This window comes from Microbacterium sp. Leaf161, from assembly GCF_001423645.1.
Taxonomy (GTDB): Bacteria; Actinomycetota; Actinomycetes; order Actinomycetales; family Microbacteriaceae; genus Microbacterium; species Microbacterium forte.
In genome coordinates this window covers 1,636,736-1,652,239 of the sequence record NZ_LMOW01000001.1, presented here as the reverse complement: position 1 = coordinate 1,652,239, position 15,504 = coordinate 1,636,736, and the positions used below count along the sequence as shown (strand labels likewise).

Annotated in this window: 18 protein-coding genes; 7 read left to right on the top strand and 11 right to left on the bottom strand. The window is 69.3% G+C overall.

Annotated features, from left to right (window positions below):
* Positions 1-19: 19 nt before the first annotated feature.
* Positions 20-1,234 (top strand): amidohydrolase, encoded by a 1,215-nt coding sequence (locus ASF87_RS08105; protein WP_056375429.1) that lies wholly within the window; start codon positions 20-22, stop codon positions 1,232-1,234.
* Positions 1,235-1,350: 116 nt separating this feature from the next.
* Here ASF87_RS08105 and moaA read toward each other — a convergent pair whose 3' ends face one another.
* The 6 genes from moaA to ASF87_RS08075 form a co-directional block, all read right to left on the bottom strand.
* Positions 1,351-2,436 (bottom strand): GTP 3',8-cyclase MoaA, encoded by a 1,086-nt coding sequence (gene moaA / locus ASF87_RS08100; protein WP_056375428.1) that lies wholly within the window; start codon positions 2,434-2,436, stop codon positions 1,351-1,353.
* A gap of 118 nt (positions 2,437-2,554) precedes the next feature.
* Entirely contained in the window at positions 2,555-3,013 is a 459-nt protein-coding gene (locus tag ASF87_RS08095; RefSeq protein ID WP_056375427.1) for a hypothetical protein, read from the bottom strand.
* An 82-nt stretch (positions 3,014-3,095) separates the two neighbouring features.
* Positions 3,096-4,154: a sulfate/molybdate ABC transporter ATP-binding protein gene (locus ASF87_RS08090; protein WP_056375426.1), complete on the bottom strand. Its 1,059-nt coding sequence runs from the start codon at positions 4,152-4,154 to the stop codon at positions 3,096-3,098.
* Positions 4,151-4,939, bottom strand: coding sequence for a molybdate ABC transporter permease subunit (gene modB, locus ASF87_RS08085; RefSeq protein ID WP_056375425.1), 789 nt, complete (start codon positions 4,937-4,939; stop codon positions 4,151-4,153). The genes ASF87_RS08090 and modB overlap by 4 nt, the downstream gene beginning before the upstream one ends.
* Positions 4,936-5,715, bottom strand: coding sequence for a molybdate ABC transporter substrate-binding protein (modA, locus tag ASF87_RS08080; RefSeq protein WP_056375424.1), 780 nt, complete (start codon positions 5,713-5,715; stop codon positions 4,936-4,938). The genes modB and modA overlap by 4 nt, the downstream gene beginning before the upstream one ends.
* Position 5,716: 1 nt before the next feature.
* On the bottom strand, positions 5,717-6,109 hold the full coding sequence (locus tag ASF87_RS08075; RefSeq protein WP_056375423.1) for a TOBE domain-containing protein: 393 nt from the start codon (positions 6,107-6,109) through the stop codon (positions 5,717-5,719).
* Between the two features lie 150 nt (positions 6,110-6,259).
* On the opposite strand from ASF87_RS08075, the gene ASF87_RS08070 reads away from it, so the two are divergent.
* From ASF87_RS08070 to ASF87_RS08055, 4 genes are read left to right on the top strand one after another with little or no spacing between them, the layout of a single operon-like run.
* Positions 6,260-7,027 (top strand): HesA/MoeB/ThiF family protein, encoded by a 768-nt coding sequence (locus tag ASF87_RS08070; RefSeq protein ID WP_056375422.1) that lies wholly within the window; start codon positions 6,260-6,262, stop codon positions 7,025-7,027.
* Positions 7,024-8,271 (top strand): molybdopterin molybdotransferase MoeA, encoded by a 1,248-nt coding sequence (locus ASF87_RS08065; RefSeq protein WP_056375421.1) that lies wholly within the window; start codon positions 7,024-7,026, stop codon positions 8,269-8,271. Before ASF87_RS08070 ends, ASF87_RS08065 begins: the two co-directional genes overlap by 4 nt.
* The gene (gene moaC / locus ASF87_RS08060; protein WP_056375420.1) at positions 8,268-8,747 is read left to right on the top strand and encodes a cyclic pyranopterin monophosphate synthase MoaC; all 480 of its coding nucleotides are present in this window, start codon (positions 8,268-8,270) and stop codon (positions 8,745-8,747) included. The genes ASF87_RS08065 and moaC overlap by 4 nt, the downstream gene beginning before the upstream one ends.
* Positions 8,744-8,977: a MoaD/ThiS family protein gene (locus tag ASF87_RS08055; RefSeq protein WP_056375419.1), complete on the top strand. Its 234-nt coding sequence runs from the start codon at positions 8,744-8,746 to the stop codon at positions 8,975-8,977. Before moaC ends, ASF87_RS08055 begins: the two co-directional genes overlap by 4 nt.
* Before the next feature lie 13 nt (positions 8,978-8,990).
* Here the strand turns inward: ASF87_RS08055 and ASF87_RS08050 are convergent, their stop codons facing one another.
* From ASF87_RS08050 to ASF87_RS08030, 5 genes are all read right to left on the bottom strand, one after another.
* Positions 8,991-9,431, bottom strand: a complete 441-nt coding sequence (locus ASF87_RS08050) for a molybdenum cofactor biosynthesis protein MoaE (protein ID WP_042538130.1) — start codon at positions 9,429-9,431, stop codon at positions 8,991-8,993.
* On the bottom strand, positions 9,428-9,916 hold the full coding sequence (locus ASF87_RS08045) for a MogA/MoaB family molybdenum cofactor biosynthesis protein (protein WP_056375418.1): 489 nt from the start codon (positions 9,914-9,916) through the stop codon (positions 9,428-9,430). The genes ASF87_RS08050 and ASF87_RS08045 overlap by 4 nt, the downstream gene beginning before the upstream one ends.
* A gap of 41 nt (positions 9,917-9,957) precedes the next feature.
* Positions 9,958-11,598 carry a molybdopterin-dependent oxidoreductase gene (locus ASF87_RS08040; protein WP_056375417.1) on the bottom strand — a complete coding sequence of 547 codons (1,641 nt, stop codon included), beginning with the start codon at positions 11,596-11,598 and terminating at the stop codon, positions 9,958-9,960.
* Between the two features lie 84 nt (positions 11,599-11,682).
* On the bottom strand, positions 11,683-11,955 hold the full coding sequence (locus ASF87_RS08035) for a hypothetical protein (protein WP_056375416.1): 273 nt from the start codon (positions 11,953-11,955) through the stop codon (positions 11,683-11,685).
* A 200-nt stretch (positions 11,956-12,155) separates the two neighbouring features.
* Entirely contained in the window at positions 12,156-12,854 is a 699-nt protein-coding gene (locus ASF87_RS08030; RefSeq protein ID WP_042538139.1) for a GTP pyrophosphokinase, read from the bottom strand.
* A gap of 97 nt (positions 12,855-12,951) precedes the next feature.
* Here ASF87_RS08030 and ASF87_RS08025 point away from each other — a divergent pair, with 97 nt between their 5' ends.
* Both ASF87_RS08025 and ASF87_RS08020 read left to right on the top strand, forming a co-directional pair.
* Complete coding sequence (locus ASF87_RS08025; protein WP_056375415.1) at positions 12,952-13,311, top strand: nuclear transport factor 2 family protein; 360 nt, start codon at positions 12,952-12,954, stop codon at positions 13,309-13,311.
* Between the two features lie 102 nt (positions 13,312-13,413).
* A complete protein-coding gene (locus tag ASF87_RS08020) occupies positions 13,414-15,501 on the top strand; it encodes an APC family permease (protein WP_056375414.1) in 2,088 nt (695 codons plus the stop codon).
* Positions 15,502-15,504: the final 3 nt, after the last annotated feature.

Genomic DNA, 15,504 nt, shown 5'->3' with positions numbered 1-15,504 from the left:
CACGACTAGGCTCGGGGCCATGACGATCGACCTCGAAGCGCTCTACACAGACCTGCACCAGCACCCTGAACTCTCGTTCCAGGAGACGCGCACCGCCGGCATCGCCGCCGGTCACCTGCGGGATCTCGGCCTCGAGGTGCACGAGGGCATCGGCGTCACCGGCGTGGTCGGCATCCTGCGCAACGGCGAGGGTCCGGTCGTCTGGGCGCGCGCCGACATGGATGCACTGCCCGTGGGAGAAGAGACCGGCCTCGCCTATGCCAGCACCGCGACCGGAATCGACCCCGCCGGCAACACCGTGCCCGTCATGCACGCCTGCGGTCACGACATGCACGTCACCGCGATGATCGGTGCGGTCGAGAAGCTCGTCGCTGAGAAGGCCGACTGGTCGGGCACCGTGGTCGTGCTGATCCAGCCCGCCGAGGAGTACGGAGCAGGGTCCCGCGCCATGCTCGATGCCGGCCTGCGCGATCTCGTGCCGCACCCCGATGTCGTCCTGGGCCAGCACGTCACTCCCCTGCCCGCCGGCACGATCGGCGTACGCCCAGGCACGCAGATGGCGGCATCCGACGGCCTCACCGTCGTGCTGCACGGACGCGGCGGTCACGGCTCGCGGCCGCACTCGACCATCGACCCCGTCGTCATGGCCGCGGCGACCGTCATGCGACTGCAGACCATCGCGTCGCGCGAGGTAGACCCGCGCGACGTCGCCGTGGTGACGGTCGGCTCGATCCACGCGGGTCTGAAGAACAACATCATCCCCTCCGAGGCGAAGCTCGAGCTCAGCCTGCGCTACCCGAACGACGAGATGCGCGACAAGGTGCTCGCGAGCGTCGAGCGCATAGTGCGCGCCGAGGCCGCGGCATCGGGAGCAGAGCGCGAGCCCGAGATCCGCACCGACCACACCCTGCCGCCGACGATCAACGATGCGGACGCCACGGCACGCGTCACGTCGGCGCTGCAGCGCGCGCTCGGCGAGGCCGCGGTCATCGACCCCGGCATGTTCACCGGCAGTGAGGACGTCTCGTGGTTCGCCCGAGACACCGGGGCGCCGCTGGTGTTCTGGTTCTGGGGCGGCGTCGACGCCGCGAAGTTCGCCGAGTCAGCCGCGGCCGGCACCCTCGACAAGGACATCCCGACCAACCACTCGCCGTTCTTCGCACCCGAGATCCACCCGACGATCGAGGTCGGCGTCACGGCACTGTCGGCGGCAGCGCGCGAGTTCCTCGACTGAGGCGCGTTCTCGCCGTTCACAATTCAGCATGGACGGCCGGAACCGGGCCGCGACCCTGCCCTGAGCCCGCGGAACGCGCGTTCTCTGCTGAATTGTGAACGCGATGAGGCGCTGCCTCAGCCGCCGATCGCGTTCATGCCGCGGGCGGGCTGCAGGAACGACGGGTCGTTGATCGCGTGACCGGGCAGTTTGCCGTGCACGCACGAGCGCAGCATGTCGGCGATCCCCGCCGCACGGTCACCCGCATCGGGGGCCTCGTCCCCGCGCAGCACACCGATCAGGTCGTATTCGGCGTTGGAGAACAGGCAGTTGCGCAGCTGACCGTCTGCCGTCAGGCGCAGCCGGTCGCACGCGCCGCAGAAGGGTGCGGTGACCGAGGCGATCACACCGACCTCGTGCGGTCCGCCGTCGATGCGCCACTTCTCGGCCGGTGCTCCGCCGCGTCCGGGAACGGGCTCGAGGCTCCACCGCGCGCCGAGCTTCTCGAGGATCTCCTCACGCGTGACCATCGACGCACGATCCCATGTGTGCCCGGCGTCGAGCGGCATCTGCTCGATGAATCGCAGCTGCGCGCCGACCTCCATCGCGAACGCGACCAGATCGGGCAGCTCGTCGTCGTTGACGCCGCGCATGGCGACGGTGTTGAGCTTGAGCGGACGGAGCTCGGATGCCGCCGCTGCCGCGATGCCCTCGAACACGTCGTCGATCCGATCGCGCCGAGTGAGGTCGGCGAAGCGCTGACGGTCGACGGTGTCGATGCTGATGTTCAGGCGCGTGAGGCCGGCCTCGATCAGCGCAGGCAGGTGCTTCGCGAGCGTGATGCCATTCGTGGTCATCGCGACCTCGACAGGGCCGTCCTCGCCCTCGATCGCGGAGACCCGACGCACGACCTCGACGATGTCGGCGCGCAGCAGCGGTTCACCACCCGTGAGGCGGAAGGTGCGGATGCCGAGGGATGCCGCGACCTGGGCGACCTCGACGATCTCCTCAGTCGACAGGATGCTGGTGCGCGCGAGCCATTCGTTGCCCTGCTCGGGCATGCAGTACGTGCATCGCAGCGAGCAGCGGTCCGTCAGCGAGATGCGCAGATCGCGGTGGACTCGGCCGTGTGTGTCGACGAGGCCCTGCGATGCGGACGCCGCATCGGCGGCGATCACGGGATTCGGCGAGCGCACACCGATCACGACCGGCACGGCCGTCATCGCGCTTCCCCACTCCCCGACATGTTCCGAGACTACCCGCGCGTTCGGTGCCGGGGTCCGTCTGGCGCGACGACCGGCATATTGCCAGGTCGCGGAGCGGCGTCGAGCATGGCGCGATCTAGTCCTCGAGAAGCACGGAGAGCAGGAACGCCTCGCCCCTCAGATCGTTGAGGGTCAGCTCGATCGCGCGACCATCGGGGACGACGGTCGTCTGATACACGGTGCCGCCGTCGACCGTCGTCTGATCGGACTCCGGGAACTCACCGAACTCGCCCACGATTGCGTCGTGCAGAGCAGCGCCCGGGTCGGAACCTTCACTGGATCCGAGGATCCACAACCGATCATTCTGCTGGATCGTGAGTCCCTCGATCTGCTCGAGTGGCAGATCTGAGAGTTCGGGGACCTCTTCGCGGAACTCACCGAGACTCCGCTCGACCGCAGGCGCCTGTGGATCGTCCAGAGGAGCGACCGTCGCGGGTGCGCTCTCCGAACTCACCGGCTGGTCATCTGGTCCGCAGGCGGTGAGCAGGAGAATTCCGGCCACAAGGAGCACTGCAGCAGCACGAGATCGACGCATGCCACTCATGCTATCGATCGGGGTGCAGCCCACGACGCCGTGTCGCCCATGTCGCGGCACCGCACCGCACCGCGCGCGCTCCTCAGGCGGCGACGAATCGCACGAGGACCGGGTCGATCCGCAGCTGCGACCTGTCGCCGATCGCCAGCCCCCCGGCTTCCGTCAGCGACAGGTCGACGGCCCCGGCGTCGGTGTGCACGCGCACCCCGACGAGCGTGGGCTCGATCCGCGTCACGACGGCCTCCCACACGTTCGGGCCAGCGACACCACCGTCGACCCGCACATCCCCCGGGCGGAAGACCGCGGCGAGCGCAGCGCCGTCCGTCGCAGCAAGCGCGCGCGAAGCGGCATCGGCGCTGGTCAACCTCGCCTCGCCGCTGCGCCACGATCCCCCGCTCGCGACCCCGACCAGGCGGTTGACCCCGGCGATGGAGGCGACGAAACCGGATGCCGGGGCGGCGAGCACCTCACGCACCGGCCCTGCCTGGGTGACGACGCCTGCTTCGACCACAACGAGGTGCTCAGCCAGGGCGACGGCATCCGCAGCGTCGTGCGTGACGGCGACGGTGGTGGTCGAAGCGAGCTGATCGCGCAGCATCCGCCTGATGTCGCCCGCGGTCTCGGGGTCGAGGGCGACGAGCGGCTCGTCGAGCAGGACGACGCGAGGGGATGCGGCGAGCGCACGAGCGACGGCGACGCGCTGCTGCTCGCCGCCTGACAGCTCGTGCGGCATCCGATCTCCGGAGCCGGGGAGCCCGACGCGGTCGAGCCAGTCGTCGGCACCCGCACGGGCCGCGCGCGCGTCGACACCCGCAGCGCGCGGACCGAAGGCGACGTTCTCGCCGACCGAGAGGTGGGGGAACAGCCGGGGCTTCTGCCCCAGCAGCACGATGCCGCGGGCCATCGGCTCGGTCCGCACTCGCGGCTTCTCGACACGATCGACGACGCGTCCCTCGACCGCGATCTCTCCGGCATCGAGCGGCTGGAGCCCGGCGATCGCCTGCAGCAGCGTCGACTTTCCCGCGCCGCTCGGACCCATCACGGCCACGGTCGCACCGGCGGGCACCTGCAGCGAGACGTCGACGACGAAGTGCTCTCGCTGCACGACGACGTGAGCCCGAAGCCCCTCTGCGCCGGTCATCGCGCCGCCCCCGGCCGCCAGCCGCGCACGAGCAGCAGCACGAGGATCGCCGTGACGAGCAGCAGAAGCGCGAGAGCGACTGCGGCCCCCTGCGTCACTCCTGCGCCGTTGAAAGCGGTGTAGATCGCCAGCGGCATGGTCTGCGTGACCCCGGGGCGATTGCCGGCGAAGAGCGCCGTCGCCCCGAACTCGCCGATCGCGCGAGCGAAGCACAGCACCACTCCGGCGACGATGCCGGGGGCGGCCAGGGGCAGAGTGATGCGGCGCAGGATCGTCCAGCGCCCGGCGCCCAGGGCCGCGGCCGTGCGCTCGTACTCGACACCGGAGGTGCGCACGGCCCCTTCGACGGCCAGCACCAGGAAGGGCAGCGCCACGAAGGTCTGCGCGAGCACGACGGCCGGAGTGCTGAACGAGAGGCCGAGGCCGCCGAACCACCCCGCTCGTCCGAACAGGTAGAGCAGCGCGACGCCGCCGACCATGGGCGGCAGCACGAGCGGAACGGTGACGGCGGCCCGCAGCACGGCGGCGAGACGCGGGCCCGAACGGGCGATCGTCAGAGCCAGTGGCACTCCGATCACGATGCAGAGCACGGTGGCGATGAGACCTGTGCCGAGCGAGAGCAGCAGCGCCGAGCGTGCGGCCTCCGACGTCACGTCGGAGATGAAGGTCGACCACTCGACGCGGGCGACGAGAGCCGCGAGCGGCAGGATGAGGAACGCCAAGCCGATCAGAGCCGGGATCGCCAGCGTGCGCGGAGCGTATCCGTGCGAGACCGCAGCGCTCACGGAGCCCCGAAACCGTGGTCGGCGAGGATCCGCTGGCCCTCGTCCGAGAGCACGAAGGCTACGAACTCCTCAGCCCCCGCAGAGTTCGATGCCTCGGACAGCGCTGCGATCGGATAGTGGTTGACGACCTCGTCGGCACCGTCGGGCACGATCGCCTCGACATCGTCGCGGCCGACCACGTCCGTCGCGTAGACGAGCCCGGCGTCCGCCTCGCCGGCCGCGACCTTGGTGAGCACCGCCGTGACGTTCTGCTCGAGGCTCGCCGCAGCGACCGTGACGCCCGCGTTCGAGAGCAGCGTGGCGGATGCCGCACCGCACGGAACCTCGGGGGCGCACAGCACTGTGGTGACGTCGGCCAGGTCGTCGAGGGTCTTCACGCCGCCGGGGTTGCCCGTCGGCACGGCGATCACGAGAGTGTTGGAGGCGAACAGGGTGGGGTCGACCGCAGCATCCTCGAGCTTGCGCATGTTGGCCTCGTCGGCCGAGGCGAACACATCAGCGGGGGCGCCCTCGAGCAGCTGGGTGACCAGCGTCGACGAGCCGTCGTACACGCCGGTGAACCGCACGTCGGGATTCTCCTGCTCGAACGCGTCGCCGATCTCGTCGAAGGCGCCGGACAGCGACGCGGCGGCATACACCGTGAGATCGCCGCTCACTGCACCCCCGGACGCCCCATCAGTGCCAGCGGGCGTCGGTGACTCGGCTGCGCACCCGGCCAGCGCCAGGGCGGCGGCAGCCAGTGCGATCGCGATGGTTCGGCGCGGTGTGCGACGCATGTCAGACCTTCGGCACTTCGACGACGACCTGCGTCGCCTTGACGGATGCCGTGGCCAGAGAACCCACCTCGAGGTGCAGATCGCGTGCCGCCTCGGCCGACATGAGGGAGACGACGCGATGCGGACCGGACTGCAGGTCGACCTGCGCCATCAGCCCGTCGATCTGCACGCGGGTCACGATGCCGACGAAGCGGTTGCGGGCGCTCGAGTGGGCGTCGCCGGATTCGTGCGCCTCATCGGCCAGCTCGACTGCTCGCGCTGCGAGGGCATCGCCGGGGATCTCGGCGGGCACCGCGTCGGTCGTCGGCAGCAGTCCCTGATCTACCCAACGCCGGACGGTGTCGTCACTCACGCCGAGCAGCTGCGCGGCCCGGGCGATTCGAAAGGTCTGCATGCGTGAACATTACCGTGAACGCGGATACTGCGGCCACAATAAACCGCATATGCGGAGCACGACACCCTGGCGCGCTCTCGTCCACTCTCCGACGTCGACGAATCTCGCTGACTTCACCGCGACGTCGCACGCCGGGCATAGCCTGGTGCCATGCAGCCGCTCGTCGCACCCGCACCCGCCCTCGATCCGGCAGAGCTCGTCCGCACCGCCCGGCACGCCGTGCTCGCGGGCATCGGCGAAGAGGGGCAGCGCCGGCTCTCGGCCGCCCACGTCGCGGTCGTCGGTGCCGGCGGCGTCGGCTCCCCCGTGCTGCTCGCGCTGGCAGCCGCCGGCATCGGCACCATCACCGTGATCGACGACGACGTGGTCGAACTGACGAATCTGCAGCGGCAGCTCGCGCACCGCGTCGAAGACATCGGCCGCCCCAAGACCGCCTCCGCCGCCCGCGCGATCACCGCCCTGTCGCCCGACGCCGACGTGCTGCTCGCCACTGAGCGACTCGACTCTGAGAATGCCGAGCGCCTGTTCGCCGGCGCCGACATCGTGGTCGACACGAGCGACTCCTTCGCCACCCGCCGCGACGTCGCGGCCGCGACCGAGGCCCTCGGCATCCCTCTCGTCTGGGGAGCCGTGCAGGAGTGGCACGCACAGGCCACCGTGTTCTGGTCGAACCCGCCCGAGAGCGATCCGGTCGTGCTGACCGACCTCTTCCCACTCGGCACCGAGGGCGAGCCGCCGAGCTGCGCGCAAGTGGGCGTGCTGGGTGCGCTGTGCGTGCAGGTCGGAGGGATGCTGGCGACCGAGGTCGTGAAGCTCATCACCGGCGCGGGCGAGCCGCTGCTCGGACGCCTCGCCATGATCGACGCCCTCACCTCGCGGCAGCACGAGATCGCGATCCGCTCGGCGGTGTCGGCATGAGCGCCGCAGGAGGCGGCCGCCGATCGGTCGAGGAGCAGCTCGCTCGCGTGCTCGACGCCGTGCGCACCCTGCCCGGTGAGACACGGGCGATCCGCGACGCCGCTCATCGCACCCTCGCCGAGCCCGCGACGGCAGCCCACGACATCCCCCTCTTCGACAACTCCGCGATGGACGGCTTCGCGGTGCGAGCGGCCGATGTCGCCGCGGCATCCGAAGAGAACCCCGTCACGCTCCGTGTCGTCGCAGACCTGCCCGCCGGGGTGTCGGACGACCCGCCGCTCGCGGCAGGCGAGGCCGCGCGCATCATGACCGGCTCCCCTGCCCCGACCGCGGCGGATGCGATCGTGCCCTTCGAAGACACTGCGGGAGGCCTCGCTGACTCTCTGGGCGAGGTGCGGGTGCTGCGCGCACCGGCCGCTGCCGGAGCCTTCATCCGCCGCCGAGGCGCAGACCTGCGGGCCGGAGATTCCGTGGTGCACGCCGGCGAGCGTCTCGGTGCCTTCCAGCTCTCCGCAGCCGTCGCCGCCGGGGTCGAGAGCGTGTCGGTGACCCGAGCGCCGCGGGTGGCCGTCGTCTCGACCGGCAGCGAGCTGCTCGAGCCGGGCGAGACCGCGACCCGAGGCCGCATCCCCGATTCCAACGGCCCCCTGCTCGAACTCCTCGTCGCCGATGCAGATGCCGAGGTCGTGCTCGTCGCCCGTGTCTCCGATGACGCCGAGGCCGTGCGCACCGTCACGGCGACGGCGGTCGAGCGCGGCGCCGACGTGATCGTGTTCACGGGCGGTGTGAGCGCCGGCGCCTACGAACCCGTCCGCGGAGCGTTCGACGGCCGGGGCGAGGTCGAGTTCGCGAGCGTCGCGATGCAGCCGGGCAAACCGCAGGCGTTCGGCGTGCTCGACACCGGCACCCTCGTGTTCGGACTGCCGGGCAACCCCGTGAGCGTCACGGTGTCGTTCGAGGTCTTCGTGCGGCCGGCGCTGCTCGCACTGCAGGGTCGCACCGAGATCCATCGCCCTCGCGCATCCTTCACCGCCGATGCGTCGTGGACGCCGCCTCCCGGCCGCCGCCAGTACCTCCCGGCGGTCGTCGACCTCGCGAACCGCACAGTGCGCCCGGCGACCGCCGGCGGCTCGGGCTCGCACCTCGCCGGAGGCCTCGCCAGAGCGCACGCGTTCGCGATCGTGCCCGCAGAGGTCGAGGCCGTCGCCGTCGGCGATGCGATCGATGTCATGCTGGTCGAATGAGCTTCACGCATCTCGACTCGGCCGGCCACGCGCACATGGTCGACGTGACCGCCAAGCAGCCGACCGTCCGCACCGCCACCGCGCGCGGCTTCGTGCGCTGCAGCGCCGACGTGATCGCCGCCCTGCGTGACGGCACCGCACCCAAGGGCGACGTGCTCGCAGTCGCTCGCATCGCCGGCATCCAGGCCGCCAAGTCGACCCCTACCCTGCTGCCCCTCGCCCACGTGATCGGCGTGCACCGTGCCAACGTCGAGCTCGACATCGTCGACGACGGCGTGCACGTCGAGGCGACCGTCGGCACCGCCGACCGCACGGGCGTCGAGATGGAGGCGCTCACGGCCGTCTCGGTGAGCGCACTCGCGATCGTCGACATGATCAAGGGCATCGACCGGTCTGTGGTCATCGAAGACGTGCGCATCGTCGCGAAGTCGGGCGGCCGCTCGGGCGACTGGGTGCGCGAGGGAGAATCGCGATGACTCGCGTGCGCTACTTCGCCGCCGCAGCCGAGGCGGCAGGCGTCGATGCGGAAGAACGGCATGAGACGTCGCTCGGAGCCCTGCGCGCCGCGGTCGTGGCGGAGCATCCGGCTCTCGTCGGCATCCTGCCGCGGTGCGCGGTCATGGTCGACGGCGTGCGCAGCGACGACGATCGGTCTCTCGACGACGCGCAGTTGATCGACGTGCTCCCGCCCTTCGCCGGGGGCTGATGCCGGGTGCGGCTCAGCCGCCGATGCCCTTCCACGACGTCGAGCCGTCGGACTCGACCTGACGCTTCCACACGGGCAGCGAGGTCTTGATGTCCTCGATCACCGCTCGGCACACCTCGAACGCCTCGGCGCGGTGCTCGGCGGCGACCGCGATCACGACGGCTGCATCACCCACATCGAGTCGACCGATGCGGTGGCTCACGGCCACCACCACTCTCGCGTCGCCGACGGCATCCGCCGCAGCCTCTTCGGCGATGCGTCGCAGCGTCGACTCGGCATCGGGGTGCGAGCTGTATTCGAGCCCGACCACCGCAGTCGTCGCATCGGGGTCGTTGTCGCGCACGCGACCGATGAACGTCGTGACCCCACCCAGGGCGGGATCATCGACCGCGGCGAGATGTGCGTCGACGTCGAGACGCTCTTCGGAGATCGCAGCGATCCGCACCTCGTTCACGAGTGGTCACCGCCCGCGACCTGGTCGACCACGTGTCTCGCGACGGTCAGCACGACGGGAACCCCGGATGCCACGGCCCGCGGGGATCCGGGAAGATTCACCACGAGGACTCCGGCAGGGTCGACGATGCCGGCGACTCCGCGAGACAGCACCGACAGCGGAGTGTCGGCGAGACCGCTGCGGCGCAGCTCCTCGGCGAGGCCCGGCACCTCACGGGTGATCGCCCGACGGGTGCCCTCCGGGGTCTCATCCCGCGGGCCCACGCCGGTCCCCCCGGTGGTCAGGATCAGTTTCACGCCGCGCGCGACCGCCCGGCGCAGCGCGTCAGCGACCGACGAGGCACCATCGGCGATGACCTCGGCATCGGGGCAGTGCCACCCGGCGTCTCTCAGCAGGCCGACCGCGATGGGGCCGCCCCGGTCTTCTCGTTCACCCGCGAAGGATCGGTCGGAGACGGTGATCACGCAGGCGGGGAGCGACGTCATGGCTCCCACACTAGGGCGAGATCCGGTCGGACGCGCCGGCATCACGCGACGCGGATGAGCGAGCGCTGCCAGCCCGACGAACCGTTCGGCGCAATCGGCGCACGCTCTTCGATCTGCATGTCGCCGTTCTTGTTGATCGCGCGCACGGCGACGTAGTGCGTGCCGGGAGTGGCATCCCACTCCATGAACCACTGCACCCAGGTGTTCTCGTTGATCGGGGCAGAGAGCGTCGCCGGCATCCATTCGCCCTCGTCGATGCGCACCTCGACGCGCTCGATGCCGACCGTCTGCGCCCAGGCGACACCCGCGATCGGGATGCGCCCGGCATCGACCGCCTGGCCCACCTTGGGGGTGTCGACGCGCGACGCGAACTTGATCGGTGCCTCGGCGCTGTATCCGCGAGGTGTCCAGTAGGCCTCGTCCTTGTCGAAGGTCGTGACCTTCAGCTCGGTGAGCCACTTCGTCGCCGACACGTAGCCATACAGGCCGGGCACGACCATGCGCACCGGGAAGCCGTGCTCGAGCGGCAGCGGCTCGCCGTTCATGCCCACCGCCAGGATCGCGTCGATGTTGTCGTCGGTCAGCGACGACAGGGGCGTGCTCGCCGTGTAGCCGTCGACGCTCTTCGAGAGCACCATGTCGGCACCCGACTTCACGCCGGCCTTCTTCAGCACATCGCGCAGCGGCACACCGAGCCACTTCGCGTTGCCGACGAGGTCGCCGCCGACCTCGTTCGAGACGCAGGTGAGGGTGATCGCATACTCGTCGAGTCCCATGTCGAGGATGTCCTGGAAGCTCATCTCGACCCGCTGATCGACCATGCCGTCGATCACCAGACGCCAGGTGCTGGGGTCGATCGTGGGCACGGTCAGTGCGGTGTCGACGCGGTAGAAGTCCTTGTTGGGAGTGAAGAGCGTGCTGAGTCCGGGGATGTCGAGCTCGGCGCCCTTCGGCACGGTGACGGTCGACTTCGGCGCGGGCAGCTTGAGCGCGTCGCGGATCGTCGCGACGGAGGCGACGGTCATGCTCACGGCACGCGAGGCGAGGCCGACGACGACGGCTGAGGCGCTGGCGATGCCCGCGAGGATGAAGAACTGACGGCGCCCCATCGCCTTCGGGGGCTGCTCGGCATCCTGGCCCACCGTCTCGCGATCGGTCACCGCGAGACCCTCGCCCTTGCGGTCGGTCATCGCGACGGGAACGGCCGACGCCTTCCACGTTTTCAGACGGCGGATCAGGAGGACGATCAGGATCGACCCTGCGATGGTGCCGAGCACGGGAGGCAGGAAGGCGAGGGCCGTGACACCGGCCCTGGTCACGATCGCGGCGGTGGAGAGCGCGCCCGCGACCGCCAGGGCGATCACGCCGAGCGGGGGACGGAGCAGCTGCAGGATTCCGGCGATCGCCGACGCGATCACCACCGCGAGACCGAGACCGACCAGCAGCGCGATCTTGTCGTACTCGCCGAAGGTCGCGATCGCGAACTCCTTGAACGGCTGGGGCACGATGTCGATCACGAACCCGCCGACCGCGAGTATCGGACTCGCTGAGCGCGCGAAGATCAGCGCGAACAGCTCGGCGGTGGCGAGGAAGACGGCCCCGCTGATCACACCCGAGAGTGCGGCCCAGAAGATGAATCGTCTGCCTGTGCTGCGCTGAGTGCCTTTGCTGCGCTGTGCCATGGTCTGCTCCTTCGCACCGCCGACGGTGTGGTCAGCGTTTGTTCGGAGCGGAGACGCGAACGGATGGGCGCGCGGGAGCTGTCGCTAGAGGCGGCGCGCCGTGATGGTGTCGCGGTCCTGCAGCTGACGCAGGGTGCGCAGGCATCGGGAGCACAGGATCTCGACGCGACGAGGGTGGTTCTCGCCGCAGACGCAGTCGACGGTCACGCGCCATTTGGCCTTGCGGCCGCAGGCGGCGTACGCCTCGTCGTCACCGTGGTCGCACTCGCAGAGCTGGCGTCCGCGATCGTCGAGACCGGGGAGCTCAACGAGGGTTCGCTCGACGTCGGAGACCGGAGGCTGCTGCGTTTTCACCACCTGCCGATGTTCCCAGGGGTGCGCGGCTGCGCGCAACACGGTAGCGCGGGCACCACACCGCGGTACTCGCGTGCGCCGCCGTGCACGATTCAGCACGAAAGCCGCGCGAACGGCCAGAACACCCCCAGAACCGGCCCATTCGATGCGCTCATGCTGAATTGTGAACGAACCGCCTGCGCACCCATCGCGCGGGCGGCGGGTCAGACCTGCACGACGTGCGGCGGGGGCGGCGGCGCGAGCTGGCGCTGCGGCACCCCGTGTGCCTCGCGGTGCAGGCGCTCCATGCGGCTGTCGAGCTCGGCTGCGGCCTCGGCCGCGTCGGTCAGGCTCTCGACGAGGTGCGAGGGCACCTGATTCGAGAACTTGTAATAGATCTTGTGCTCGAGGCTGGCCCAGAAGTCCATCGCGATCGTGCGGAACTGCACCTCGACCGGCACTGACAGAGCTCCGGTCGACAGGAACACCGGCACCTCGATGATGGCGTGCAGGCTCTTGTATCCGTTGTCCTTGGGGTTCGCGATGTAGTCCTTGACCGTGACGACGGTCACGTCGTCCTGAGCAGTCAGCAGGTCGAACAGGCGATACACGTCGGCGACGAAGCTGCAGGTCACACGCACGCCCGCGATGTCGGTGATCTCCGAGCGGATGCGCGCGAAGTCCGGCTCGGCGATCCCCTTGCGGGCGATCTTCTCGACGATGCTGTCGGGAGTCTTCAACCGGCTTTTCACGTGCTCGATCGGGTTGTAGGCGTGATGGTGGGTGAACTCGTCGCGCAGGATCCCGATCTTCGTCTCGACCTCCCGCATGCCGAACTCGTACTCGCGCAGAAAGCGCTGGAACTCGTCGCGGAGCTCCCGAGTCTGCTGGATCGCGTCGTCGGTGACCTGAAGAGACGTCATGCCTTGACGTTATCCGTCCGTGATCGGAAGTGGCTGTGCATCTTCGATGGAGTCGTGAACCTTGACGATGTCGGAGGCCGGGTCTAGAACGGAGGACATGACCAGCGCAGGAGAGAAGTGGACCGAGGCGTACGTCGAGGCCTGGAAGTCGAACGATCCCCAGCAGATCTCCGCGCTCTTCAGTGAAGACGCGATCTACCTCACCAGCCCGGACGCCGAGCCGCGCGTCGGCCGGGCGGACATCGTCGCCGGCTGGCTCGACGACCTGGACGAACCGGGAACGTGGTCGTTCGACTGGTGGATCGTGCGCGAAGACGACGAGTTCGTCGTGGTCGAGGGGCGCACGAAGTATCCGGCGGAGCGCGACTACGTGAACCTCTGGATCGTCCGGCTGGATGCGGATGGGCGGGCGACCGCCTTCACCGAGTGGTACATGCCCCGCCCTCATCAGGATTGACCTGACGGGTCTCGACAGTGGCCCGTGAGGATTCCGTTAGGGACGCTCGAGCACCCGTAGGGATTCCGTGAGGAACGCGTGAGGAAGCCGTTTGCGGGCGTAATGTCGCCCGACGTGTCAGAAGAAACCCGCGGCAACACCGACGCTCCTCCTCGCGTGAAGCGCATCCTGATCGGCGACCCGCTGACGAGTGCGCAGGTCGACGATCAGCTGCTCCCCAAGAAGATGGCGTTGCCGATCTTCGCATCGGATGCGCTGAGCTCGGTCGCCTATGCGCCGCAGGAGCTGGTGATGATCCTGCTCATCGGCGGGCTCACCTTCCTGTCGTTCACGCCGATCGTCGCGGTGGCGGTGGTGGTGCTGCTGATCGTCGTGGTGCTCAGCTACCGGCAGCTCATCAAGGCCTACCCATCGGGTGGCGGCGACTACGAGGTCGCCTCGAAGAACCTCGGCGAGATCCCCGGCGTCATCGTGGCGGCGGCCCTGCTGGTCGACTACGTGCTGACGGTCGCCGTGTCGGTCGCTTCCGGTGTCGACAACATCATCTCGGCCGTGCCCGGGCTCGATCCCCTGCGGGTCGAGCTCGCGGTCGGATTCGTGATCCTCATCATCATCGTGAACCTGCGCGGGGTGCGCGAGGCGTCGCTCGTCTTCGCCATCCCCACCTACGTGTTCATCGGCTCGGTGGGCTTCATGATCGTGACGGGACTCATCCGCACGTTCCTCGGCGATGCACCGGTGGCGTCGAGCGCCGAGTTCGCCGTGCACTCCGAAGACCTCGGGCAGGCTGCGGTCATCCTCCTGATTCTGCGCGCGTTCTCGAGCGGATGCTCGGCCCTCACCGGCGTCGAGGCGGTGTCGAACGGCGTGCCCGCCTTCCGCACGCCCAAGGTGCGCAACGCGCAGACCACGCTCGTGCTGATGGGCTCGATCGCGGCCTGCCTCTTCGCCGGTCTCACCGCACTCGCGCTGATCACCGGGGTGCACTACGCCGAGAACCCCTGCGACCTGATCGGCTTCGACTGCTCGAACCCGCAGCCGAGCCTGATGGCGCAGATCGCCTCGGCGACGTTCGGCGGCGGCAGCATCCTGTTCTTCATCATTCAGGCCGCGACGGCGTGCGTGCTGCTGCTGGCGGCCAACACCGCCTTCAACGGCTTCCCGCTGCTCGGCTCGGTGCTGGCCCGCGACGGATACGCGCCCAAGGCGCTGAACACCCGCGGTGACCGCCTGGTGTTCTCGAACGGCATGATCGTGCTCGGCATCGCCGCGATCGCGGTGCTGGTGGTGTTCCAGGCGAAGCTCACCACGCTGATCCAGCTGTACATCATCGGCGTCTTCGTGTCGTTCTCGCTCGGGCAGATCGGCATGGTGCGTCACTGGAGGCGCATCCTGCGCGGACCGGCCGAGAAGACGTCAGGATCGGGAATCGACGGCGCCTCGGCATCCGATCGCCGCTCGGCGAGGATCGGCCTGGTCATCAACTCGGTGGGCGCCGCAATGACCGTCGCCGTGCTGCTGATCGTGACGATCACGAAGTTCACGCACGGCGCGTACCTGGTGTTCTTCGCGATCCCGGTGTTGGCGTTCCTGATGATGGGCGTGAAGCGGTACTACCGCGACGTCGAGCACGAGATCGCGATCGACGACACGACGAAGTTCGGCGCGACGGGCGACCTGGCGATCGTGCTCGTCAACCGTCTGCAGAAGCCCGTCATCAAGGCCATCGACTATGCGGTCGCCGCGAAGCACGGCAAGACGCTGGCGGTGCACGTCGCCGTGGCATCCGACGATGCCGCGCAGCTGCAGAAGGAATGGGCCGACCACCTCGTGCCGATCCCCCTGGTGATCGTCGAGTCGCCGTTCCGGTCCTTCGCTCAGCCGGTGACCCAGTTCATCACGCAGTACCGCGAGAAGCACGGCTCGTCGGTGGTCACGGTCTACCTGCCGCAGTACATCGTGGGGCACTGGTGGGAGACATTCCTCCACAACCGGCGCTCGCGTCGTCTCGCCAACCAGCTGATGCTCGTGCACGGGGTGTCGATCACGCTCGTGCCGTGGCTGCTCGACTCGTCCGAGCTGATCTATGGACGGCGCTCGCGTCCCCTGCCCGGGCAGGAGCGTGCGGGGCGTCCGGTCGTCGTGAGCGGGCGTCGCGCGCACCGGCCCGAAGGTCCGCCCGAGAGCTGACGC

Bases quoted from the DNA above. Each gene is read 5' to 3' on its own strand.
- moaA (WP_056375428.1), bottom strand. From the start codon at position 2,436: ATGACGGCCGTGCCGGTCGTGATCGGTGTGCGCTCGCCGAATCCCGTG.
- ASF87_RS08020 (WP_056375414.1), top strand. From the start codon at position 13,414: ATGTCGCCCGACGTGTCAGAAGAAACCCGCGGCAACACCGACGCTCCT.
- ASF87_RS08090 (WP_056375426.1), bottom strand. From the start codon at position 4,154: ATGACCGGCGCAGAGGGGCTTCGGGCTCACGTCGTCGTGCAGCGAGAG.
- ASF87_RS08045 (WP_056375418.1), bottom strand. From the start codon at position 9,916: ATGACGTCGCTCCCCGCCTGCGTGATCACCGTCTCCGACCGATCCTTC.
- ASF87_RS08095 (WP_056375427.1), bottom strand. From the start codon at position 3,013: ATGCGTCGATCTCGTGCTGCTGCAGTGCTCCTTGTGGCCGGAATTCTC.
- ASF87_RS08055 (WP_056375419.1), top strand. From the start codon at position 8,744: ATGACTCGCGTGCGCTACTTCGCCGCCGCAGCCGAGGCGGCAGGCGTC.
- ASF87_RS08105 (WP_056375429.1), top strand. From the start codon at position 20: ATGACGATCGACCTCGAAGCGCTCTACACAGACCTGCACCAGCACCCT.
- ASF87_RS08030 (WP_042538139.1), bottom strand. From the start codon at position 12,854: ATGACGTCTCTTCAGGTCACCGACGACGCGATCCAGCAGACTCGGGAG.
- modA (WP_056375424.1), bottom strand. From the start codon at position 5,715: ATGCGTCGCACACCGCGCCGAACCATCGCGATCGCACTGGCTGCCGCC.
- moaC (WP_056375420.1), top strand. From the start codon at position 8,268: ATGAGCTTCACGCATCTCGACTCGGCCGGCCACGCGCACATGGTCGAC.
- ASF87_RS08075 (WP_056375423.1), bottom strand. From the start codon at position 6,109: ATGCAGACCTTTCGAATCGCCCGGGCCGCGCAGCTGCTCGGCGTGAGT.
- ASF87_RS08025 (WP_056375415.1), top strand. From the start codon at position 12,952: ATGACCAGCGCAGGAGAGAAGTGGACCGAGGCGTACGTCGAGGCCTGG.
- ASF87_RS08070 (WP_056375422.1), top strand. From the start codon at position 6,260: ATGCAGCCGCTCGTCGCACCCGCACCCGCCCTCGATCCGGCAGAGCTC.
- ASF87_RS08040 (WP_056375417.1), bottom strand. From the start codon at position 11,598: ATGGCACAGCGCAGCAAAGGCACTCAGCGCAGCACAGGCAGACGATTC.
- ASF87_RS08065 (WP_056375421.1), top strand. From the start codon at position 7,024: ATGAGCGCCGCAGGAGGCGGCCGCCGATCGGTCGAGGAGCAGCTCGCT.